The sequence below is a fragment of the Kitasatospora sp. NPDC059160 genome, assembly GCF_042755465.1.
GTDB lineage: Bacteria > Actinomycetota > Actinomycetes > Streptomycetales > Streptomycetaceae > Kitasatospora.
In genome coordinates, this window is record NZ_JBHZCN010000008.1 from 103,100 (window position 1) to 125,573 (window position 22,474).

18 protein-coding genes, 1 tRNA gene and 1 pseudogene are annotated in these 22,474 nt (G+C 71.4%); 11 read left to right on the forward strand and 9 right to left on the reverse strand.

Annotated elements, in window-relative coordinates; all coding sequences use genetic code 11:
- Positions 1–61: 61 nt before the first annotated feature.
- The gene (locus ACFXOZ_RS05250) at positions 62–994 is read right to left on the reverse strand and encodes a LysR family transcriptional regulator (RefSeq protein ID WP_375882733.1); all 933 of its coding nucleotides are present in this window, start codon (positions 992–994) and stop codon (positions 62–64) included.
- Positions 995–1,064: 70 nt separating this feature from the next.
- Here ACFXOZ_RS05250 and ACFXOZ_RS05255 point away from each other — a divergent pair, with 70 nt between their 5' ends.
- The 5 genes from ACFXOZ_RS05255 (at position 1,065) to ACFXOZ_RS05275 (ending at position 6,907) form a co-directional block, all read left to right on the forward strand.
- Complete coding sequence (locus ACFXOZ_RS05255) at positions 1,065–2,282, forward strand: TDT family transporter (RefSeq protein ID WP_380587581.1); 1,218 nt, start codon at positions 1,065–1,067, stop codon at positions 2,280–2,282.
- Positions 2,283–2,986: 704 nt separating this feature from the next.
- A complete protein-coding gene (locus ACFXOZ_RS05260; protein ID WP_380523836.1) occupies positions 2,987–3,982 on the forward strand; it encodes a LuxR family transcriptional regulator in 996 nt (331 codons plus the stop codon).
- Positions 3,972–4,967: a LuxR family transcriptional regulator gene (locus ACFXOZ_RS05265; protein ID WP_380523838.1), complete on the forward strand. Its 996-nt coding sequence runs from the start codon at positions 3,972–3,974 to the stop codon at positions 4,965–4,967. The genes ACFXOZ_RS05260 and ACFXOZ_RS05265 overlap by 11 nt, the downstream gene beginning before the upstream one ends.
- Complete coding sequence (locus ACFXOZ_RS05270) at positions 4,960–5,937, forward strand: LuxR family transcriptional regulator (RefSeq protein WP_380587584.1); 978 nt, start codon at positions 4,960–4,962, stop codon at positions 5,935–5,937. Before ACFXOZ_RS05265 ends, ACFXOZ_RS05270 begins: the two co-directional genes overlap by 8 nt.
- Positions 5,930–6,907: a LuxR family transcriptional regulator gene (locus tag ACFXOZ_RS05275; protein WP_380587587.1), complete on the forward strand. Its 978-nt coding sequence runs from the start codon at positions 5,930–5,932 to the stop codon at positions 6,905–6,907. Before ACFXOZ_RS05270 ends, ACFXOZ_RS05275 begins: the two co-directional genes overlap by 8 nt.
- Positions 6,908–6,914: 7 nt before the next feature.
- Here the strand turns inward: ACFXOZ_RS05275 and ACFXOZ_RS05280 are convergent, their stop codons facing one another.
- From ACFXOZ_RS05280 to dnaK, 6 genes are all read right to left on the reverse strand, one after another.
- Positions 6,915–7,535, reverse strand: a complete 621-nt coding sequence (locus ACFXOZ_RS05280; protein WP_380523844.1) for a hypothetical protein — start codon at positions 7,533–7,535, stop codon at positions 6,915–6,917.
- Positions 7,536–8,099: 564 nt separating this feature from the next.
- Entirely contained in the window at positions 8,100–9,101 is a 1,002-nt protein-coding gene (locus ACFXOZ_RS05285; protein ID WP_380523846.1) for a hypothetical protein, read from the reverse strand.
- 211 nt (positions 9,102–9,312) lie between these two features.
- Positions 9,313–9,825, reverse strand: coding sequence for a heat shock protein transcriptional repressor HspR (locus ACFXOZ_RS05290; protein ID WP_375882928.1), 513 nt, complete (start codon positions 9,823–9,825; stop codon positions 9,313–9,315).
- Between the two features lie 49 nt (positions 9,826–9,874).
- The gene (gene dnaJ, locus ACFXOZ_RS05295) at positions 9,875–11,032 is read right to left on the reverse strand and encodes a molecular chaperone DnaJ (RefSeq protein WP_375882710.1); all 1,158 of its coding nucleotides are present in this window, start codon (positions 11,030–11,032) and stop codon (positions 9,875–9,877) included.
- Positions 11,033–11,255: 223 nt separating this feature from the next.
- A complete protein-coding gene (gene grpE / locus ACFXOZ_RS05300) occupies positions 11,256–11,876 on the reverse strand; it encodes a nucleotide exchange factor GrpE (protein ID WP_375882708.1) in 621 nt (206 codons plus the stop codon).
- The gene (dnaK, locus tag ACFXOZ_RS05305) at positions 11,873–13,720 is read right to left on the reverse strand and encodes a molecular chaperone DnaK (RefSeq protein WP_380523849.1); all 1,848 of its coding nucleotides are present in this window, start codon (positions 13,718–13,720) and stop codon (positions 11,873–11,875) included. Before dnaK ends, grpE begins: the two co-directional genes overlap by 4 nt.
- Positions 13,721–14,071: 351 nt before the next feature.
- Between dnaK and ACFXOZ_RS05310 the strand changes: the two genes are divergently transcribed.
- The 4 genes and pseudogenes from ACFXOZ_RS05310 (at position 14,072) to ACFXOZ_RS05325 (ending at position 20,001) form a co-directional block, all read left to right on the forward strand.
- Positions 14,072–16,294, forward strand: coding sequence for a (Fe-S)-binding protein (locus ACFXOZ_RS05310; RefSeq protein WP_380587590.1), 2,223 nt, complete (start codon positions 14,072–14,074; stop codon positions 16,292–16,294).
- Positions 16,295–16,650: 356 nt separating this feature from the next.
- Positions 16,651–17,715: pseudogene (locus tag ACFXOZ_RS05315) on the forward strand (sugar phosphate nucleotidyltransferase); the annotation flags it as partial.
- A 213-nt stretch (positions 17,716–17,928) separates the two neighbouring features.
- A complete protein-coding gene (locus tag ACFXOZ_RS05320) occupies positions 17,929–18,978 on the forward strand; it encodes a Yip1 family protein (RefSeq protein WP_375882701.1) in 1,050 nt (349 codons plus the stop codon).
- Positions 18,979–19,110: 132 nt separating this feature from the next.
- A complete protein-coding gene (locus tag ACFXOZ_RS05325; RefSeq protein WP_380587593.1) occupies positions 19,111–20,001 on the forward strand; it encodes a metal-dependent hydrolase in 891 nt (296 codons plus the stop codon).
- A gap of 144 nt (positions 20,002–20,145) precedes the next feature.
- On the opposite strand, the gene dcd is transcribed toward ACFXOZ_RS05325, so the two are convergent.
- Positions 20,146–20,721 (reverse strand): dCTP deaminase, encoded by a 576-nt coding sequence (dcd, locus tag ACFXOZ_RS05330; RefSeq protein ID WP_375882696.1) that lies wholly within the window; start codon positions 20,719–20,721, stop codon positions 20,146–20,148.
- A gap of 70 nt (positions 20,722–20,791) precedes the next feature.
- Positions 20,792–21,028, reverse strand: coding sequence for a hypothetical protein (locus ACFXOZ_RS05335; RefSeq protein WP_375882694.1), 237 nt, complete (start codon positions 21,026–21,028; stop codon positions 20,792–20,794).
- 263 nt (positions 21,029–21,291) lie between these two features.
- On the opposite strand from ACFXOZ_RS05335, the gene ACFXOZ_RS05340 reads away from it, so the two are divergent.
- A tRNA-Gly gene (locus tag ACFXOZ_RS05340) sits at positions 21,292–21,365 on the forward strand.
- A gap of 352 nt (positions 21,366–21,717) precedes the next feature.
- Positions 21,718–22,461: a hypothetical protein gene (locus ACFXOZ_RS05345; RefSeq protein WP_380587596.1), complete on the forward strand. Its 744-nt coding sequence runs from the start codon at positions 21,718–21,720 to the stop codon at positions 22,459–22,461.
- Positions 22,462–22,474 lie beyond the last annotated feature (13 nt).

Sequence of the window (22,474 nt, forward strand, 5' to 3'; positions counted from 1 at the left end):
GAGCCGGAGCCGGTGTGCCGGGGTTCGGGCCTGGGCCGAGGCCTGGGGGCCCTGCGGGGGCTCAGCCCTTCCGCCGCAGGTGCTGGCGGACGCTGCGCCGGGTCAGGCCCAGCAGCTCCCGGGCCGGCCCGCCCGGCCGCTGCCCGGCCGGCCACACCGCGCGCAGCGGCCGCCGCAGGTCCAGCTCCTCCGCCAGCGGCACCTCGACCAGCCGCCGGGTGGCCAGCTCCTCCACCACCGCCAGCTCGCTCAGGCAGACCGGCCCCGCCCCGGTCATCGCCGCCCCCTTCAACGCCGTGGACGAGGCCAGCTCCATCCGGGGCTGCACGGCGCCCCCGTACGGTGCCAGCGCCGCCTCCAGCACCTCCCGGGTGCCCGAGCCGGGCTCGCGCAGCACCAGCGGGGTGGCCGCCAGCTCCGCCCCGGTCAGCGGCGTGCGGCGACGCGCCCAGCGGTGGCCGGGCGCCACCACGACCACCAGCCGGTCCGCCGCCACCACCGCGCCGGCCAGTCCGGGCGGGGTGGTCGGACCCTCGACGAAGCCGAGGTCGGCGTCCCCCGCCAGCACGTGCCCGGCGACCTCCGCCGAGTTCGCCGTCCGCAGCGTCACCGCCGTCCCCGGGCTGGCCTCGGACAGTGCCAGCAGCCAGCCCGGCATCAGGTACTCGGCGACGGTCAGACTGGCCACCACCCGCAGCTTGGCGTCCCGCCGTTCGCGCAGCGCGTCGATCCCGGCGTCCAGCGCCTGCGCCGCCTCCACCACCTGGCGGGCCCACTCGACCACCAGCCGCCCCGCCTGGGTCGGCCGGCTGCCCCGGGGCGAGCGCTCCAGCAGCGGGACGCCGATCTGCCGCTCCATGCCCTTGATCCGGGCGCTCGCGGTCGGCTGGCTCACGCCCAGCTCGGCCGCGGCCCGGCCGACGCTGCCCAGCCGGGCCACCGCGAGCAGCAGTTCCAGGGCGCCCAGTTCGGGGACGTGCGGAGAGAGGGGCATAGGTTCAGGCTATGCCCTCATAGAACCCGCGGCGCTACCGGCGGCCGGGCCGCTCGGCGACGGTGGAACCATGTCCACCTCGGCCGATGTCCGCCCGCTCACCAGCCCCGCCGCTCCTGCCCGCTCCTCCGAGCAGCCCCGGCCGTCCCGTCCCCTCCGCCCTTCCGGGCCCTCCCGCGACTCCCACGGCTCCCACGGCTCCCGGTTCTCCCCGCTCTCCCGGCTCTCCCGCCTCGACCTGGCCCAGCTCGGCCCCAACTGGTACGCCGCCGTCATGGGCACCGCGATCGTGGCCAACGGCGCCGCCGCCCTGCCGGTCCAGCTGCCCGGGCTGATCGGCTTCGGCGAGGTGATGTGGGCGCTCGGCGTGACGGCCCTGGTGCTGCTGGCCGGCGCCCGCCTGGTGCACCTTACCCGGCACCGCGAAGCGGCCCGCGCCCAGCTGCTGGACAACCCGGCCACCGCCGTCTTCTACGGCTGCCCGCCGATGGCCCTGCTGGCGGTCGGCCTCGGCACCCTGCTGCTCGGCTCCCGGGTGATCGGCACCGGGCCCGCCGTCGCCCTGGACGCCGTGCTGTGGGGTGTCGGCACGCTCTACGCGCTGACCGTCGCGGCCGGCATCCCGTACCTGATGATCACCCGGCACCGGGTGTCCGCCCTGGAGGCCAACCCGACCTGGCTGCTGCCCGTGGTCGCCCCGCTGGTCGCCTCCGCCTGCGGCCCGGCCCTCGTCCCCCACCTGCCCGCCGGAACGCCGCAGGAGGCCATGCTGTACGGCTGCTGGGCGCTGTTCGGGATCGGCCTGCTGGCCACCCTGGTGCTGCTGCCCGTGGTCTTCACCGGCCTGTTCCACAGCAAGCTGCCCACCCTGGTGCTCACCCCCGCGCTGTTCCTGGTGCTCGGCCCGCTCGGCCAGTCCGTCACCGCGATCCACCAGCTCGCCGACGCGGCCCGCCCGGTGCTGCCCGCGCTGGCGCCCGTCCTGCTGCCGCTGGCCGAGCTGTACGGGGTCGCCGTGATCGGCGTCGCGATGCTCTGGCTGGCCGTCGCGCTGACCTCCAACCTGCGCGCCCGGCGGGCCGGGATGCCGTTCGCGATGACCTGGTGGGCGTTCACCTTCCCGGTCGGCACCTGCGTCACCGGCGCCGCCGCGCTCGCCCGGCACACCGGCTTCGGCGGCTTCACCGGGCTCTCCGTCGGGCTCTACCTGCTGCTCGGCACCGCCTGGGCGCTCGCCGCGACCGGCACGGCCACCGGGCTGCTGCGCGGACGGCTGCTGGCGCGCTGAGCCGGGGCGGCGGGGCGGGGTGCGGTCTGCCGGTGGGTCGGTCTGCCGGTCTGCCGCTAGCCCGGTCGGCCGCAGTGCGGGCTGAGCTGCGACGACCCGCACGGCGGCCGCCGCACTCAGGAGCACGCCGCCGTTGCAGGAACGCGCAGCTGCACGATGGCGGTGCCCGGCCGACCGCCGCGCGCCGCCCGTACCCCCCGCTGGCCTCGGCCTTTACCGGAATCCCCGCCCCCGCCCGCGGCCCCGCGCCCGCTGCGGGATGCAGATAGCTGCAATTGCGTGAACCTGCACTCGGGCGGCACTTGTTCACCGGCCGTCACACTGTGAAGGTGGAGGTACGCCAGGTCGTCCGGGCACCGCAGTCCGATGGTGGCGACCAGCTCTTCAGAACTGACCACGCGGGCAACGTCCCGCACGCGTGGAACGGGGGGGAAGAGCCCCGGCCGGGATCCATGTGTGGTGATGGAGCCCGAACCGGTACCGGCGAGGCGTTGCTGCTCCGCCTCGACGGAATCGCCCTGACCTGGCGTACCGATGGCGGCCCCCGGGACCCCGTGTGCGACGGCACCCGGACCCGGGGGCCCGCCGTCCGACCGGTAGCGTGAGACGCCCGGCCACCGGTGCCCGCGGACCGCGCAACCCGCGGCCCCGCGCGTACGGACCGGGACAGCAAGGGGAGAGGCGTCCGGCAGGGAGAGTACGACGTGACGGCGGAACCGGCGGTCGCGCCGCACCAGGCGGTACCCGAGGGCGAGGAGCCCGACGAGGCCGCCCGACAGCTCTACCTCGCGGTCATCGCCGAAGGCGGCCGCATCCCGTTCGCCGACGTCACCGACGCCGACCGGGCCGCGCTGCGGCAACTCCTCGACATCGGCCTGGTCATGGTCAACCGGATGGATCGCTGCTACACCGCCGTCAGCCCGCGCTCCGTCAGCGACCGGGTCGGCGCCGAACTCCGCAGCGAGGCAACCCGGTTGCTGGTCCGCGCCGAGAACCTCCCCGGCGCCCTCGACGGCCTCACCCGCGCCTACGACGCGATGCCCCGCCCGTCCGGCACCTCCGGCGGCGCGGTCTACGTCGAGGGCCACGTCCACATCCGCCAGCGGATCTCCCAACTGGTCTCCGACTGCCGCTCCGAGGTCCTCACCGCCCAACCCGGCCACCGCCCCGCCGACACCCTCCAGGTCGCCCTCGCCCAGGACGTCCAACTCCTCCAGCGCGGCTGCTCCCTGCGCACCGTCTACCAGCCCGTCGCCCTCGTCGAACCGGCCGCCCTCGCCTACGCCGAGAAGGTCACCCGGCACGGCTCGCAGATCCGCGTCCTCGACGAACCCTTCCAGCGCCTGATCGTCTTCGACCGCAGCGTCGCCGTCATCTCCGCCAACGACGACAACAGCACCGCCGCGTTCATCAGCGACCCGGCCACCCTCGCCTTCCTGATCGGCGGCTTCGAACGCGACTGGGCCCGCGCCGACACCGCCGAGGCCGCCGCCGCCCTCGGCCAGGGCCCCGCCCGCACCATCCCCGACCGGGTCGGCCGCCTGCTCGCCCGCGGCCTCACCCAGCGCGCCGTCGCCACCCGCCTCGGCCTCAGCGAACGCACCGTCGCCGGCCACATCTCCCGCCTGCGCGACCGGTACGGCGCCCAGACCCTCTTCCAGCTCGGCTGGCTGATGAGAGGCGCCCGCGATGACCGATGAGCCCGGCCCGGCCGAGCGCGCCCTCTACCTCGACGTCGTCCGCGCCGGCGGCCGGCTGCGCCCCGAGGACCTCGCCCCCGCCGACCGCGCCACCGTCGCGGCCCTCGTCGCCCGCGGACTCCTCACCCCGACCGCCACCGGCTACACCGCCGCCAACCCGCGCGCCCTCGGCGACCGGCTCGGCACCGAACTCCGCCTCCGGGCCACCCGCCTGCTGGTGCACGCCGAGCGGCTGCCGGGGACCCTCCAGCCGCTCTCCCAGGCCTACGAGGCGCTCCACCGGCCGTCCGGGTCCGGGGAGGAGGGGGCCGGCGACGCTGCCCGGCCCGACGGCGGCGGGGGCGTGGGCGTGGGCGGGGCCGGTGTGGGCGGGGCCGGTGTGGGTGCCGCCGCCGTCCGCCAGTGCATCTCCGAACTCATCGCCGAGTGCCAGGAGGAGTTCCTCGCCGCCCGACCCGGCCACCACTCCGCCGAGGCCCTCCAGACCAGCCTCGCCCAGGACCTCGCCCTGCTCCGGCGCGGCTGCTCGATGCGCACCCTCCACCAGCCCGGCGCCCTCGACGACCCCGCCACCCTGCGCCAGGTCGCCCTCCGCAGCGGCGAGGGCGCCGAGGCCCGGGTGCTCGCCGAACCGTACGAACGGGTGCTGGTCTTCGACCGCTCGGTGGCCGTCATCCCCGCCGTCGAGGACCGCAACCGCGCCACCGTCGTCACCGACCGCACCACCGTCGCCTACCTGGTCGCCCAGTTCGAACGCGACTGGACCCGCGCCACCCCCGCCGACCGCAACCTCGGCGCCCCCCACCCCACCACCGTGCGCATCGGCCGGCTGCTCGCCCGCGGCCTCACCCAGCGCGCCGTCGCCACCCGCCTCGGCCTCAGCGAACGCACCGTCGCCGGCCACATCGCCCGCCTCCGCGAGCGCTACGGCGCCCAGACCCTCTTCCACCTCGGCTGGTACCTCCGCGGGGAACGCCATGGCTGACCCCACCACCCTCCTCGCCGCCACCCTCCCGGACGCCGCCGCCCGCGCCCTCTACCTCGCCGTCCTGCGCGAGGGCGGCCGCATCCGCGCCGAGGAGGTCGGCGCGGGCGACCAGGAGGCGCTCGGACGGCTGGTGGAACTCGGTCTGTTGGTACCGCAGTTGCAGGACGCTTCGTACAGCGCGGTGGACCCTCGGGTCGCCACCGAGCGGATCGGCACCGAGATCCGGCTGCAGAGCGCCCGGCTGCTCGCGAAGGCCGAACAACTCCCGGAACTCATGGGCGAACTCACCCGTGCGTACGACACCAGCCCGAAGCGGCGGAGCGAAACGACCGGGGTGCGCTACGTGACCGGGAGGGAGGAGATCCGGCACGAGGTCGAGCAGCTCAGCCAGGCGTTCACCGGTGAAAGCATGGCCGCCCAGCCGGGCGGCCCCCGCCCCGTAGCCGAACTGCCCGACTCACTGCAGCGCGCCCGCCGCTTCCACGAACGCGGCGGCACCGTGCGCTCCCTCTACGAGGTCTCGGCCAAGTACGACCCGCCGACCGTCCGCTTCGCTGCCCAGGTGTCCCAGCTGGGCGCCACCACCCGAGTCCTCGCCGTACCGTTCAGGCGCTTCCTGGTCTTCGCCCGCACCGTCGCCATCATTCCCGCCGCCGCCGACTACAGCACCGCCGCCGTGGTCGACGACCCCGCGACGGTTGCCTTCGTGGTCGACACGTTCGAGACGCTCTGGCAGCAGGCCGAAGGCGTCAACTGGGCTGCACTGGACGACGGTTCCCTCGACTCCGCCGTCCACGAGCAGGTGGGCCGCCTGCTGGCCCGCGGGCTCACCCAGCGCGCCATCGCCACCCGCCTGGGCCTGAGCGAGCGCACCGTCGCCGGTCACATCGCCCGCCTGCGCGAGCTGCACGACGCCGAGACGCTCTTCCAACTCGGCTGGCAGATGCGGGGAGCCCGCGATGCCTGAGCCGGTACTCGACCTGCCCGATGCCACCGCGCGTGAGCTCTACCGGGCGATCCTGGCCGAGGGCGGCCGGATCCGCATCGATGAGATCCGCCCCGAGGACGAGGCTGCCGTGAAGCAGCTCGCCGACCTCGGCCTGCTCGTCCTCCGCGCAGCGGACGGGTCCTACAGCACGGTGAACCCCCGCGCTGTAGGCGAGCGCATCGGTGCGGACCTGCGGGAGGAGAGCGCCCGTCTCCTCGCCCGGGCCGCCGCCGTTCCGGACCTGCTGGACGATCTGACCCAGGCTTACGACACCGCGCCCCGTCGCGCCAACCCCATTGGTGGGACTCGTCGGGCGGTGGGGTTCGACCAGATTCGGCACGTGATCGCCCAGTGCATCCGGGACTACCCGCACGAGGCGCTGGCAGCCCAGCCGGACAGGATCCACCCGCCGGCGCACCGAGTGGACTCGCTGGTGCAGACACGCCGTTACGTCGACTTCGGCGGGTCGATCCGGACGCTCTACGGTCCGCAGGCCCGGATGGATCCGGACCATGTCGAGTTCGCAGCGCAGACTACGAACGCGGGCTCCCGGATCAGGGTCCTGAACACGCCGTTCAACCGGATCATGATCTTCGACCGCACCGTCGCCCTGCTGCCCGCATCCCTCGACAACAAGGTGGCCGCCGTCGTGGAGGACCCGGCGGTGGTGGCACACCTCGCGGACGTCTTCGACCAGCAGTGGCAGCAGGCCGAGGTGGTGGACTGGGTGGCGCTCGCGGGCGGTTCCCTCGCCCCGGCCGCCCACGAGCAGGTGGGGCGTCTGCTCGCCGGGGGTCTCACACAGCGGGCGATCGCCAGTCGCATGGGGCTGAGCGAACGGACCGTGGCCGGTCACATCGCCCGGCTGCGTGAGGTGTACGACGCCGAGACGCTGTTCCAGCTCGGCTGGCAGATGCGGGGAGCCCGGACGGGGGAGTCCGGTGGGTGAGCCCTGCTCAGCCGGTGGCGGCGCCGGTCGGCCAGTAGCCGGGAACGGAGGTCTGCTGCTGCCGGGGGACGTTGAAGCGGTCGCCGGGGGCGGTCCAGAAACCCTCGCGGAGGGAGAGCGCCATGCCGGCCCAGTCGAGGGCGGTCTCCACGGTGTGGTGGAGGGCCTCCTGGGACCAGGTGTCGTCGAAGACCAGCGGCAGGACGGGGGCGACCTGCTCGATGGTGGCGATCAGCGGGTTGTGGGTGATGGCCTCGTCGACGAGCAGGACGATCGGCTTCCGCAGCGCCGACGCCCAACCGAGTTCGAGGCTGACGCCGGCCGAGAGCGGGGCGCCGACGTAGGCGAACACCAGGTCCGCGGACTGGAGCGCCCGGAAGTCGGAGGGGACCCGGGGCTCGGGCGCCCGGCCGGCGACGGTCCAGGCGTCGCTGTGGTGCGCGCTGTACACGGCGGCACCGCTGCGCAGGAGGGTGGTGCGGAGCGTCGTCAGCCGCGTCCGGCTGGCGAGCGTCACCACGCTGTCCGCGGGGCCGGTCAGCCGCATCAGCGGCGCGGCCAGGAACACACGTGCACGCCGACCCTCAGGGGCCTGGCTGTCGTTGTGACGCAGGTAGGGCTCGGTCATGTCGACTCCGGGGGAAGGCCGACCGGGGGAGAGAATGTCGGCTATGCGTTGAATGTGGGCTGCTCTATGGAGTGGTGCTGCTGGTGAACGGCTTCGCATTTGACGGTACATTGGCAAGATGTGGCGTCCTGCCGGACCATCGGGAGCGAACTGATCGTCCATCGCATGACGCCTTCACGTCCAGGTTCACGAGGTGGCATCTGGATGCCTGGCAGGGAGATGACGCACGCATGAGGCATGGGGATGGCGTTGTTCCATGGCTATACGGCACTATGGGGTCGCGCGTTCCATAGCTGGTGATTAGTTCGATACGGTGGTTTGAGGGAAGTGGTTGGCTGATGTCTCGCATCCAGCGGCACGTCCGAAGGGTCGTGCTTGCGGTTGTCGTTGGTGTGGCGATGCTGGCAGCCGTGTGCTCCTCGCTCTCTCAGGATCGACACGTGACTCCTGGGCGCATTGCCGCCGTTGCGCTCATCCAGAACGACATCAACTGGACATAAGGGATTCGACAGTCATCGGCGATTCGCGGGTGATGCCAAGTCCCGCCAGTGCGGCCGGATGCCGTCACGGTTGAGTCGTGGATCCCTGTGCCGACCGTCCGAGAACGTAGCCCAACTGGAAGAGCGAATCTACGTTGTAGTCGTCCCGCATCTCCGCTATGTGGCGTGCCAAGGTTCTTTCGCTAATTCCTAGGCGACGCGCGATCACGCGATGGTTTGTTCCTGCGAGAAGAAGCTCGATGATCGTTTGCCGGAGCCTGGAGATGACTTCCTGTGGCACCGTTCGATTTCCGCTGAATTCAAGCGCCCGGGCCCAGTTGCGCTCGAACACCTCGTCGGCGAGATATTTGATGACGGATTGATCGTATATGAAAGCCGCAAGGCTCATGTCATCGGCGACGGGAATGACGGCTATTCGACGGTCAATGATAATGAGTCTGGTATAGGGTTCATCCAGGGTGCGGAACTGTGACCCCGCCGCGGTCAAAGTGGTCACATAGTCCCTGGTCGGCTGGTGGTATCGCGTGCTCGCGTGATAGATGGTTCGCATACTGGCGCCAAGCCGGAGGACCTCAAGGTCGGGCTCAACGCTTGCGGCGAGTACGTCAGGCGGGCGCGGGCCACCGGGCTGCATTGCGAGTGCCTCCGATAGTCCCTTCTCGGTGGACTGTCGGAGTCTCTGATTGATGAGCGCTTTTCCTCGGACGTATTCGATTGGGCCACCGATTTGGCTCGGCGAGTGAAATCCTTCGGAAAGCTCGTTCAGTTCCGTGGGTATTGAAATTGCGCGGGACAGCAGATCAAGCGCCTGTCGCTGCCAGCTGAGGCTGAGGCTTATGGAAAGTTGAGCCGGGTCGACTGCGACGAACATTCCGGGCTCGTCGATATCGGGAACCAGGAGTCCGATTTTCACCAGCTCGTCGAGCGCGTCCCGAGTGGCTGATTCTTCATCCTTCCGAATTGTCTTGCCGCGCTTCTGGATGGTTGCCAGGAATAGCTCTCGAGCTGCGGGTGACAGGATGCGAGATCCACTCGCTGGAAGGCCCGCCTGTTCCCGGCCGCTCATGTTCTCTCCCTGCCATTTGCTGGACAAGACGGTTGGTGAAGCTTGTAGGGGTTATTGAGTGTGATGTTTTGAGTCGTTCGGCTCGCGCGGTTTGAGCCTGCTGATGGACCCGGACCACCCAGCGGACAGCCACTCTCTCACCACACGCCAGCCGCCGGCACCCCCCGAACAGGAGGGAGCCGGCGGCTGGTGGTGCGGTGCGGGCCCCGGGTCAGCGCTTGGGGCGCCAGACGACGAGGGCGCTGGATTGGGGGGTGGGGGGCTGGTAGGGGACGAGGTCGCGGCGGTAGGAGGCGTGGACGGCGGCCTCGCGCTGCTGGAGGGCGGTGGCGGCGCCTTCGAGGGAGTCGGCCAGTTCGGTGATGCGCGACTGGAGGGCGCTGACCTGGTTCTCCAGCTCGATGATCCGCTTGATGCCGGCCAGGTTGATGCCCTCGTCCTGGGAGAGCCGCTGGACCTCGCGCAGCTGCTGGATGTCCCGGGCGGAGTAGCGGCGGCCGCGGCCGGCGGTGCGGTCGGGGCAGACCAGGCCGAGGCGGTCGTACTGGCGCAGGGTCTGCGGGTGGAGGCCGGAGAGTTCGGCGGCGACCGAGATGACGTACACCGGGGTGTCCTCGGTGAGGACGTACTGCGGCGCGGACGCGGCGCGGCGGGGGCGGCCGCCGGCGGGGTTGCCGGGGAGGCCTTCGCCGAGGCCCGGGCCGATCGGGCCGTTGGACGCCATCGGGTCCATCGGGTTCGTCGGGTTCAGCGGGTTCGGGGACATCTGGTCGTCACGCTCCCTTCGCCGCCCGGAAGAGAGCGGCTCGTGGGTCGTCGGAGGCGGTGGCCTCGCGGTACTGCTCCAGGGCGTCCAGCGCGTCACCGGCGACGTGCTGGGGGACGACGACCTCGACGGTGACGAGGAGGTCGCCGCGGGTGCCGTCCTTGCGGGTGGCGCCCTTGCCGCGGGCGCGCATGGTGAGGCCGTTGGCGCTGCCCGGGGGGAGCTTGAGCTTCACGGCGGGGCCGTTCAGCGTGGGCACCTCGATGGTGGCGCCGAGGGCGGCCTCGGGGAAGGTGACCGGGACGGTGACGGTGAGGTTGTCGCCCTTGCGCCCGAACACCGGGTGGGGGTCGACGTGCACGGTGACGTAGAGGTCACCGGGCTGGCCGCCGCGTTCGCCCTGGGCGCCCTTGCCCTTGAGCCGGATCCGCTGGTCGGCCTGGACGCCGGCCGGGATGCGGACCTGCATGGTGCGGGCGGAGCTGGCCCGGCCGCTGCCGTGGCAGTCGGGGCACGGGTCGTCGACGATCATGCCCCGGCCGCGGCAGTCCTTGCAGGGCTCGGAGAGCGCGAAGGCGCCCTGGCCGCGGCTGACGGTGCCGGCGCCGACGCAGGTCGGGCAGACCCGGGGGGTGGTGCCGGTCTTGGCGCCGGTGCCGTTGCAGAGCCGGCAGGGGGCCTGGCTGGTCATCCGCAGCGGGACGGTCGCGCCGTCGACGGCCTCCTCGAAGGAGAGCGTCACCTCGGTCTCGACGTCGGCTCCGCGCCGGGGCTGGGCCTGCCGGGCGCCGCCGCGGTTGAAGAGGCCGCCGAAGACGTCGCCGAGTCCGCCGCCGCCACCGCTGCCCTGGTTGCCGTTGAAGAGGTCGCCGAAGTCGAAGCCGTAGCCACCGGCGCCGCCGGGGCCGCCGGTGCGGAAGCCGCCGTTGGCGAAGAGGCTGCGGGCCTCGTCGTACTCCTTGCGGCGCTTCTCGTCGGAGAGGACGTCGTACGCCTCGGAGATGTCCTTGAAGCGCTCCTCGGCCTTGGCGTCGCCCTTGTTCGCGTCCGGGTGGAACTCGCGCGCCAGCTTGCGGTAGGTCTTCTTGATCTCGGTGGCGGTGGCGTCCTTGGGCACGCCGAGGACCTTGTAGTAGTCCTTCTCGACAAAGTCCTTGCCGCTCATGCGCCCACCTCGCTCCGCCCGGAAGCCGCTGAGCGGTTCACGCACCCCTCGATGGTTCGCTCGCTGTGCTCGCTCACCGCTCCCGACACCTCCCGATGTCCATCGTCACTGCGCTGTCAACAGCCGCCGGAAGAAGCGCTGCTGACAGCGCGCTGCGGAGCCGGCCGCCGTACTGGCCGGCGTACGACTCCGCAGCGCACTGGTTGTCAGCTGTCACAGGTTGTCAGCTGTCCGAGCCACCGTCGGACTTGTCCTTCTCGGCGGACTTCGCGTCGGCGTCCGGGCCGGGCGTCGTCTGGGTGCCGGGCTGGGGCTCGGCCACGGCGACCATCGCCGGGCGGATGATCCGCTCGCCGATGCGGTAGCCGGGCTGGAGGATCTGGACGCAGGTGTCCTCGGTGACGTCCGAGGAGTAGCTGTGCATCAGCGCCTCGTGCTGCGTCGGGTCGAAGGGCTCGCCCTCCTTGCCGAACTGCTGCAGGCCCAGCTTGGCGACGACCATCTCCAGGGAGTCGGAGACGGACTTGAAGCCGCCCGTCACCTCGCCGTGCTCGCGGGCGCGGCCGATGTCGTCCAGGACGGGGATCAGGGACTCCAGGATGTTGGAGACCGCGATCTCGCGGACGGTCAGCCGGTCGCGCTCGACCCGCTTGCGGTAGTTCTGGTACTCGGCCTGCAGTCGCTGCAGGTCCGCGGTGCGCTCGGCCAGCTCGCGCTTGGCCGTGGAGAGCTCCTCGGGGGTCTCGCCGGCACCGGCCGAGGCGGCTTCCTCGGCGGCCTTGATCACGGCCTCCTCGGCGGCGGAGTCGTCGCCGGGCTTGCCGCCCTGCGGCTTGTCCGTCATGCCGACGCACCGCCCTTGGGCTTCTCGTCGTCGACGATCTCGGCGTCGACGACGTCGTCCTCCTTGGCGTGGGCGGAGTCGCCGGCCGCGGCGGCACCGGCACCGGCGGCGTCGGCGTTGGCGTAGAGCGCCTGGCCGAGCTTCTGGGCGGTGGTGGAGACCTTCTCGGAGGCCTCGCGGATCTTCGCGATGTCCTCGCCCTTGAGGGCTTCCTTGAGCTCGCCGATGGCGGTCTCGACCTCGGTCTTGACGTCGGCCGGCAGCTTGTCGGAGTTGTCGGCGATGAACTTCTCGGTCGAGTAGACGAGCTGCTCGGCGGAGTTGCGGGTCTCGACGGCCTCGCGGCGCTTGTGGTCGTCCTCGGCGTACTGCTCGGCCTCGCGGCGCATGCGGTCGACCTCGTCCTTCGGCAGCGAGGAGCCGCCGGTGACGGTCATCTTCTGCTCCTTGCCGGTGCCGAGGTCCTTCGCGCCGACGTGCATGATGCCGTTGGCGTCGATGTCGAAGGTGACCTCGATCTGCGGCAGGCCGCGCGGCGCCGGCGGAAGGCCGGTCAGCTCGAACATCCCGAGCTTCTTGTTGTACGCGGCGATCTCGCGCTCGCCCTGGTAGACCTGGATCTGCACGGACGGCTGGTTGTCCTCGGCCGTGGTGAAGATCTCGGAGCGCTTGGTCGGGATCGTGGTGTTGCGCTCGATCAGCTTGGTCATGATGCCGCCCTTGGTCTCGATGCCGAGGGACAGCGGGGTGACGTCGAGCAGCAGGACGTCCTTGACCTCGCCCTTGAGGACACCGGCCTGGAGCGCGGCGCCGATGGCGACGACCTCGTCCGGGTTGACGCCCTTGTTGGCGTCCTGGCCGCCGGTCAGCTCCTTGACGAGCTCGGCGACGGCGGGCATGCGGGTCGAGCCACCGACCAGGACGACGTGGTCGATCTCGGAGAGCGAGATGCCGGCGTCCTTGATCACGTTGTGGAACGGGACCTTGCAGCGGTCCAGCAGGTCCGCGGTCAGCTGCTGGAACTGGGAGCGGGTGAGCTTCTCGTCCAGGTGCAGCGGGCCCTCGGCGGAGGCCGTGATGTAGGGCAGGTTGATCGAGGTCTCGGAGGACGAGGACAGCTCGATCTTGGCCTTCTCGGCAGCCTCGCGCAGACGCTGCAGGGCCATCTTGTCCTTGGACAGGTCGACGCCGTGGCCGGACTGGAAGACCTTGACCAGGTGGTCGACGACGCGCTGGTCCCAGTCGTCGCCGCCGAGGTGGTTGTCACCGTTGGTGGCCTTCACCTCGACGACCCCGTCGCCGATCTCCAGCAGGGAGACGTCGAAGGTGCCGCCGCCGAGGTCGAAGACCAGGATGGTCTGGTCGTCCTTGTCCAGGCCGTAGGCCAGGGCGGCCGCGGTGGGCTCGTTGACGATGCGCAGGACGTTGAGGCCCGCGATCTCACCGGCCTCCTTGGTGGCCTGGCGCTCCGAGTCGTTGAAGTACGCCGGGACGGTGATGACGGCGTCGGTGACGGTCTCGCCCAGGTAGGCCTCGGCGTCGCGCTTCAGCTTCTGCAGCACGAAGGCCGAGATCTGCTGCGGGTTGAAGTCCTTGCCGTCGATGTTGATCTTCCACCCGGTGCCCATGTGGCGCTTCACCGAGCGGATGGTGCGGTCGACGTTGGTGACCGCCTGGCGCTTCGCCACCTCGCCGACCAGGACCTCGCCGTTCTTGGCGAAGGCGACGACGGACGGCGTGGTCCGCGCGCCCTCGGCGTTCGTGATGACGGTGGGCTCGCCACCCTCCAGAACGCTGACGACCGAGTTCGTCGTACCGAGGTCGATGCCGACCGCGCGTGCCATCGTAGATACCTCCACGGAAGAGTTGAGCTTTACAGGCTCAAGGATGCACGACCCGGCGGGCATCGTCAACAGCTATGAGTGTTCGGCGCTCAACTTTGCTGATGCCGGTCCGGAGGGGGCGGGGGTTCCCGGCGCGCGTGGCCCGGGGCGGCGCGCGTGCGGTCACGTGACTGCCGCCATAGCTTGGGAACCTTCTGGAGGACTGTTGGCGACCTGTAATGTCCGGGCCGTCGGCCCGGCAAGTTACCGACCAGTACAATCACTCGGACAACCGCGGTCCCGCAGAACGCAGCACGCAAACCGCAGAACCGCAGACACTGCTCAACCGCAAGCCGCAGGAGACGGAGAGCGATGCAACTAGCAGCGATCGTCATCTCGCTGGTCACGTTCGTGATCGGCACCGCGCTCGCCCTCCGTGCGGCGTGGCACATTTTCAGGGTCGTGCTGACCGGCGCGCCGGACACCACCCGCTTCGGCAAGCCCGCCCAGCGGGTGAAGACCCTCGCGACCGAGTTCTTCGGCCACACCCGGATGAACCGCTGGGGGATCGTCGGCATCGCCCACTGGTTCGTCGCCGTCGGCTTCTTCAGCCTGGTGCTCACCATCGTCAACGCGATGGGCCAGCTGTTCGACGCCGAGTGGGAACTGCCGATCATCGGCAACTGGATGATCTGGCAGCTCTTCGTCGAGCTGGTCGGCACCCTGACCACCCTGGGCATCGCCACCCTGATCGTGATCCGGTTGATGAGCCTGCCGTCCCGGTCGGGCCGCAAGTCCCGGTTCGCCGGCTCGATCGCCTGGCAGGCCTTCTACGTCGAGTACACGATCCTCGGCATCGGCCTGTGCATCCTGATGCTGCGCGCCCTGGAGGGCGCCCTGGCCGGCGTCGACTCGTACGGTCCGGAGCACCTGGTCTCGTACCCGATCACCTCGGCGCTGAGCGGGCTGTCGCACGGCACGCTGGAGAACCTGGTCTACCTGTTCGCGATGCTGAAGATCTGCATCTCGTTCGCGTGGGCGATCACCATCGGCCTCAACCCCTCGATGGGCGTGGCCTGGCACCGCTTCCTCGGCTTCTTCAACATCTACTTCAAGCGCGAGGACGACGGCGCCACCGCGCTCGGCGGGCTCCGTCCGATGACCAGCAAGGGCGCGCCGATCGACTTCGAGGACCCGGCCGACGACGCCGTCTTCGGCGTCTCCCAGGTCGAGCACTTCTCCTGGAAGGGCATCCTCGACTTCTCCACCTGCACCGAGTGCGGCCGCTGCCAGTCGCAGTGCCCCGCCTGGAACACCGGCAAGCCGCTGTCCCCCAAGCTGCTGATCATGAGCCTGCGCGAGCACGTCTACGGCAAGGCGCCGTACCTGCTGGCCGGTGGCGGCAAGGACATGGAGGGCGTCGAGCAGGCCACCGCCGAGCAGCTCAAGGACGTCCCGGCGGCCGCCCTGGCCGAGGCCGAGCGCCCGCTGATCGGCACCGCCGAGGAGAACGGCGTCATCGACCCGGACGTGCTGTGGTCCTGCACCACCTGCGGCGCCTGCGTCGAGCAGTGCCCGGTGGACATCGAGCACGTCGACCACATCGTCGACATGCGCCGCTACCAGGTGATGATCGAGAGCAACTTCCCGACCGAGGCCGGGACGATGCTCAAGAACCTGGAGAACAAGGGCAACCCGTGGGGCATGGCCACCAAGGCCCGCCTCGACTGGGTCAAGGAGCTCAAGAAGGAGACCGGCATCGAGGTGCCGGTGATCGGCGAGGACATCGACCCCGCCGAGGTCGAGTACCTCTACTGGGTCGGCTGCGCCGGCGCCCTGGAGGACCGCGCCAAGAAGACCACCAAGGCCTTCGCCGAGCTGCTGCACACCGCGGGCGTGAAGTTCGCCATCCTCGGCAAGGAGGAGACCTGCTCCGGTGACTCCCCGCGCCGCCTGGGCAACGAGTTCCTCTTCCAGATGCTCGGCGCGCAGAACGTGGAGACGCTGAACGCCGCGCTGGAGGACGCCCCGACCAAGCGGATCGTGGCCACCTGCCCGCACTGCTTCAACACCATCGCCAACGAGTACCCGCAGCTCGGCGGGCACTTCGAGGTGATCCACCACACCCAGCTGCTGCAGCACCTGATCGACGAGGGCAAGCTCGTCCCGGTCAACCCGGTCGAGGGCCTGATCACCTACCACGACCCCTGCTACCTGGGCCGCCACAACAAGGTCTACAGCCCGCCGCGCGAGATCATGGACAAGGTCCCCGGTCTGCGCCAGCAGGAGATGCACCGCCACAAGGAGCGCGGCTTCTGCTGCGGCGCCGGCGGCGCGCGGATGTGGATGGAGGAGCGCATCGGCAAGCGGATCAACACCGAGCGCGTGGACGAGGCGCTGTCGCTCAACCCGGACATCGTCTCCACCGCCTGCCCGTTCTGCCTGGTGATGCTCTCCGACTCGGTCAACGGCAAGAAGAACGAGGGCGCGGCCAAGGAGCACCTCAAGGTGGTCGACGTGGCCCAGCTGCTGCTCGACTCGGTGAAGGCGACCCCGCCGGCCGAGACCGAGGAGCCCGTGACGGTGGACGCGTAGCCGTGGACGCGTGGACGGTGGGCACGTAACCGCGGTCACCGCGGTCACCGCGGTCACTGCGGTCACCGTTCGCTGTTCGACAGTTCTGCAACAACCGCCCGGCCCGGTGGACGCCGCAAACGCGCCCGCCGGGCCGGGCTTTCCGGTGGCCCGGGCGACGGTCGGCGGTACGGCGGGCGGACGGCGAGTGACGTCAATCGCACGGCCGCCGGACGGGCATTCGGTCGGAAGGAAATACAGTAGGCGCCGGACCGGCTGCGAGCCGGGCGACCCGTTCAGGACGGGTTCGGACCACTGACGGAGGTATCGGCCCGCCGGGCCGGGCCGCGGAGAGCACAAGGGGAACAGCGCAGACCATGACCGAGGCGATCATGCTCGTCGGTGGTAAGGGCACGCGACTGCGTCCGCTGACCACCCACACCCCCAAGCCGATGCTGCCCGTGGCGGGCGTCCCCTTCATCGCGCACCAGCTGGCCCGTGCGGCCGCCGCCGGGGTCACCCGGGTGGTGCTGGCCACCTCCTACCTGGCCGAGGTGTTCGAGGACCACTTCCAGGACGGCACCCCGTACGGGATCGAGCTGGTCTACCTGACCGAGCGCGAGCCGCTGGGCACCGGCGGGGCCATCCGCAACGCCGCCTCCGGGCTGACCTGCGGCCCGGACGAGCCGGTCCTGGTCTTCAACGGCGACATCCTCTCCGGCCTCGACATCGCCGCCCTGCGCGACGGCCACGTGGCCGCCGGGGCCGACGTCACCCTGCACCTCACCCGGGTGGAGGACCCGCGGGCCTTCGGCCTCGTCCCGACCGACGCGAACGGGCGGGTGCTGGAGTTCCTGGAGAAGCCGGAGACGCCGGAGCAGATCGTCACCGACCAGATCAACGCCGGCTGCTACGTCTTCACCCGCTCCGTCATCGACCGCATCCCGGCCGGCCGCGAGGTCTCCGTCGAGCGCGAGACCTTCCCCGAGCTGCTGGCCACCGGCGCCCTGCTGCGCGGTGTCGTCGACACCTCGTACTGGCTGGACCTCGGCACCCCGGCCGCGTTCGTCCGCGGCTCGGCCGACCTGGTGCTCGGCAAGGTCGACTCCCCGGCCGTCCCCGGCCCCACCGGTGACGCCCTGCTGCTGCCCGGCGCCACCGTCCACCCGGGCGCGGTGCTCAGCGGCGGCACCGTGGTCTCCGCGGACGCGGTGGTCGAGGCCGGCGCGATCGTCGAGGGCAGCGTGATCCTGCCCGGCGCCGTGATCGGCCCGGACACCCTGGTCAAGGACTCGATCGTGGGCGCCTACGCCACGGTCGGCGACCGCTCGGCCCTGGACGGCGCGGTGATCGGCGACGGCGCGATCGTCGAGTCCGACAACGAGCTGCCCAACGGCATCCGGATCGCCTGCGGCACCCTGCTGCCGGTCGGCGCCGTCCGCACCACGGCCGGCCCGGGCGGCTGCCCGGCCGGCACGGCCGCGGCCGCCTCGGTGCACGGGCCGTCGGTCACCGCCCAGCGCTGACGGCTCCGCAGCGGCCCCGGGCGTCCTCGCCGGACGACTTTCGGACCCGTTCGTCTCAGGCTCGCTGCAAACCGGCCCCGGCTCCGTCCGGGGCGGACGCGCACTGGGCCGGACGGGTACCTTCGGAGCGTGGCTGGTAATCGATACGACAGCGGTCAGGGCGCCGACCGTCCGCACGGCGGATGGTCGGCGCCTCCGCCGCCGCCGGGGGCGCCCGGGGGGTACGGGCGGGCGGACGGCCCCGTGGACGGGCCGGAGTACTTCACGGCCGCGCACCCGACGGCAGCGCCCGGCGGGCCGGGCACCCCGGGGACTCCGGGCACCCCGGGCGGCGGCGCGGGCGGTCCCGGGTCCACGGTCGGTGACGGGTACGACCCGTACGCGGCCGACCGGCCGGGCAGCACCCGGGCCTTCCCGACGGCCGGCGACCCGTACCGGGGCGGCGCCCCGTACGGGCAGCAGCAGCCGCCCTACGGCCAGGGCCACGGCCAGGGCCCGGACCAGGGCCAGTACGGCTACGACGGCGGCGGCTACGGGCAGCAGCCGCCGTACGCCCAGGAGCAGCAGCCCCCGTACGGCCAGGACAACGTCACCGTCTACCGCGCCGGCGGCCAGTCCGCCCCGCACGTCAGCGGGCCCCGGCCGCAGTGGCGCGAACTGTTCGTCGGCATCTTCCGGACCCCGACCGCGATCTTCGACCGCACCCGCGACCACCAGGTCTGGCTGCCCGCCCTCAGCGTCTCGCTGCTGTACGGCGTGCTCGCGGTGCTCGGCATCGGGCTGACCCACGACGACATCGTCAACTCGACCTTCTCGGTGGCGCTGACCGGCCTGCTCGCCGCCGCCATCGGCTTCACGGTGGCCGGTGCCGTCTTCGGCGCGGTCACCTACGCGCTGGCCCGCCAGCTCGGCGGCGACGGCCCGTGGAAGTCGACGGTCGGCCTGGCCGCGCTGATCGGCTGGCTGACCGACGCGCCCCGGCTGCTGCTCGACCTGGTGCTGCCCTCGGGCAGTGCGGTGGTGCAGGTGGTCGGCTGGGCGACCTGGATGCTCTGCGCGTACCTGCTGACCACCATGGTCCGGCGGGTGCACGACCTGCCCTGGGGCAAGGCGGCGGCCGCGGCGGCGCTGCAGCTGCTCGCGCTGCTGGTGCTGATCAAGCTGCCGACGCTCGGGTGACCGGGCGGCAGCGGCCGGCGTGATCAAGGTCCCTGCCGCCGGCGCGGGGCCGACAGGCAGAATGGTGGGCGGGTCCGGCCGGAAGGCCCGGGCCCGCCCACCCTCGTTCGTCGACCACCAGCGGAGCCAGCCATGACCCTCCCCACCACCCACGTCAGCTTCCCGGCCGGGGCGGTGACCGGGGAGTCCCCGGTGCTGGCGGTGCACCCGCTGGCGGACGGCCGGTACGCGGTGGTGACCACGGCGACCCCGTTCCACCCGCTCGACCACACCTGGCCCGACCAGCCGGCCGACCACGGCACCCTCACCGTCGACGGCACCGAGCTGGCCGTGGTGGACTGCCTCACCGGCGCGGTCGGCCCGGACGGCGGCGCTCCGCTGGTCGGCGCCGAGATCCCGGTCAAGCGCGGGGACGAGGAGTGGTCCTGGCTGGTCCTGCACGTCCTCGCCACCGACCCCGGCGACCTCGTCGGCCGTACCGCCGCGCTCGCCGTCGACACCGAGCGCCGGGCCGCCCTGAGCGCCTCGCACAGCGGCTGCCACCTGCTCGCCCTCGCCCTGAACGCCGCGCTCGCCCCGCGCTGGCGCAAGGACCCGGGCCGCTCCGACGCCTTCGGCAACCCCGACTTCGACAGCCTCGCCATGGCGAGCTCGGTGATGGACACCCAGGCCAGCACCGACACCTACCGGCTCGGCAAGTCGCTCAAGAAGAAGGGCTTCACGGTCGACGCCACCGAGGAGTTCCCCGCCCTCGCCGACGCCCTGCCCGCCCTCACCGAGGCCGTCAACGCCCGGCTCGCCGCCTGGGTCGCGGCTGACGCCCCGGTCCGGATCGACGTCCCCGGCCCCGAGCTGACCGCCCGCCGCCAGTGGCACTGCGAGCTGCCCGAGGGCGGCGCGCAGATCTTCTGCGGCGGCACCCACCTGCACCACCTCGGCGAGCTCGCCGAGCTGCGCACCGAGCTGCGGCTGTCCGAGGACGGCGCCGAGCTGGTCGCCGTCACCAGCCCGAAGCGGGCCTGACACCGCTCGGGCGGCTTCGCAGCTGTCCGGCTCTGCTGGTTGTCCGGCGCCGCCCGCTCCGCAGCCGTCCGGAAACGCCGCGGGCGGCCACCCCCGGGTCGAGGGGGTGGCCGCCCGTCGTGCGTGCGCTCTGCCGCGGCGCGGTCAGACCTCGCTGCGGTGGAAGTTCAGGTACGAGCGGGACGGCGTCGGGCCGCGCTGCCCCTGGTAGCGCGAGCCGTAGCGCGCGGAGCCGTACGGGTGCTCGGACGGCGAGGAGAGCCGGAACAGGCACAGCTGCCCGATCTTCATCCCCGGGTAGAGCTTGATCGGCAGCGTCGCGACGTTCGACAGCTCCAGCGTCACGTGACCGCTGAAACCCGGGTCGATGAAGCCCGCCGTGGAGTGGGTGAGCAGGCCCAGCCGGCCCAGGCTCGACTTGCCCTCCAGCCGGGAGGCCACGTCGTCGGGCAGCGTGATGACCTCGTACGTCGAGGCCAGCACGAACTCGCCGGGGTGCAGGATGAACGCCTCGTCGCCGTCCGGCTCGACCAGCCGGGTCAGGTCCGGCTGCTCCTCGGAGGGGTCGATGTGCGGGTACTTGTGGTTCTCGAACACGCGGAAGAAGCGGTCGAGGCGCACGTCGATGCTCGACGGCTGGATCATCGACGGGTCGAACGGGTCGAGGGCGACCCGGCCCAGGTCGATTTCGGTCCGGATGTCCTTGTCAGAGAGCAGCACGCTTCGAGGTTACGTGCACGACGGGGCCCCGGACGAATCCGTCCGGGGCCCCGTGTCCTCCCGTCGGCCGTCAGGCCAGGAACTCAGCGGCCTCCAGCCGCATCGCCCGAGCCAGTTGGGCCGTCGACAGCTCCCGTACGTCGGCCGGCACCGAGTTCCGCAGCCGTCCGCACTGCGGACAGCGGATCAACCGCCCGGGCCCGAGCCGCCCGGGACCGAGGTTCTGCATCGGGAACGTGGTGGTGCTGAACAGGTGCCCCTCGGCACAACGAACGACGGTGCGCTGCTCCATCGATCCCCTTCCCATCCCTAACCCAGTACTCACCCGTACTCATCGCGCCCCGGCGGCCTGGCCCCGGGACAGCGTCACATTAGGGGATGTTCCGGACATTCAACACCATGGCTCGCCGCCCCGACCCCACACCCACCGGGGCACTCGCACGCGGCCCAAACAGTACGCTCCCCGCCCGCCCCCACCGGGCTCCGCCACGGCCCGGGGCCGGCCGTGCGACCACTGTCGCGGATGGGGTACAGTGACACTGGAATGAGCAGTCTCTGACGGCTCATCAGGCGGGCGTAGTTTAATGGTAGAACATGAGCTTCCCAAGCTTAGAGCGCGAGTTCGATTCTCGTCGCCCGCTCCAGCAGTAAAGCCCCAGGTCAGCGACCTGGGGCTTTTGCGTTGTCCGGGCACCGCCGAGGGGCGGGGGCGGGCCTCGGAGGGCGCCGACGGCCTTCCGGGCGTCGTTGACGGCGTCCAGTTCGGTCCCGGCGCCGTAGCGGTTCTCGTTCTCGGCGAGGTCGGCGAAGGTGGCTTCGGCGGCGAGCTTCCGCCGGTTGCGGGGGCCGTGAGGTGGAAGGCGCGGTCGGGGATGCCCGAGCCCCGCCGTGTCGGTTGTCCTTGCCTGTCCGGGGCCCTCTGGCGCAGTGTCGTCCGATCAAGTGATCATCTCTATGACGTGCTGTCATGTTCCATTGCCAGAGAGGGTGTTCACGATGTTGGTCGACTGGCCCACCGAGACGTTCGTGCTGCGACTGCACCGCATTCCCGGCCTGGTGGCCGGTGCTCCGGCGGGGAGCCCGGAGGGCACTGCCGTGGTGCTCGCGCCCGAGGCCGGCGGTGACGGTGAGCAGTGGGTGGCCGAGCGGTTCCGGGTGCCGGCCCGCCGCTACGAGAAGCGCGTGCGGACCATCGAGCAGATCTTCGACGAGACCAGCTTCCGGGAGGTCCCCGGCGACCTCCTCACCCCGGGCACCCGCATCGAGACCTTCGACTTCGACCAGTACTCCCAGGGCGACTGGTACCAGGAGGGGCGGGAGGGGAGTCTCGTGACCTTCACGGGCAGCTACGACACGGCGGGTGCCGTACGCAGGGCCTTCCACCGGTTGAAGGGGGAGCCCGCCCGCTACGTGGACTCCGGGGAGGTGGACGTCCACTACGTCCCGCCGAAGCTCGTCGCCCGCACCAACTTCCCCGCTGCCCTGTTCGACCGCATCGGTGGCAGCGACGCCCTCTTCCGGACGCCGTACCGGCTGCCCAACGGACACGGTTTCTACAACCAGCCGGAGCGCCGCGAGGGCCTCTACTTCCCCAAGCGGGACGGCGCCGGCACCGTCGTGCAGTGGAACAAGACCTGGATCGCGGACAACGACACCACGTCCAAGGTCTTCCTCTGCTTCGACGGCCGCTACTTCATCGACCAGATGGACATCACCTGGGCGGACGACGCGAAGGGCTGACCCCGGATCCGGT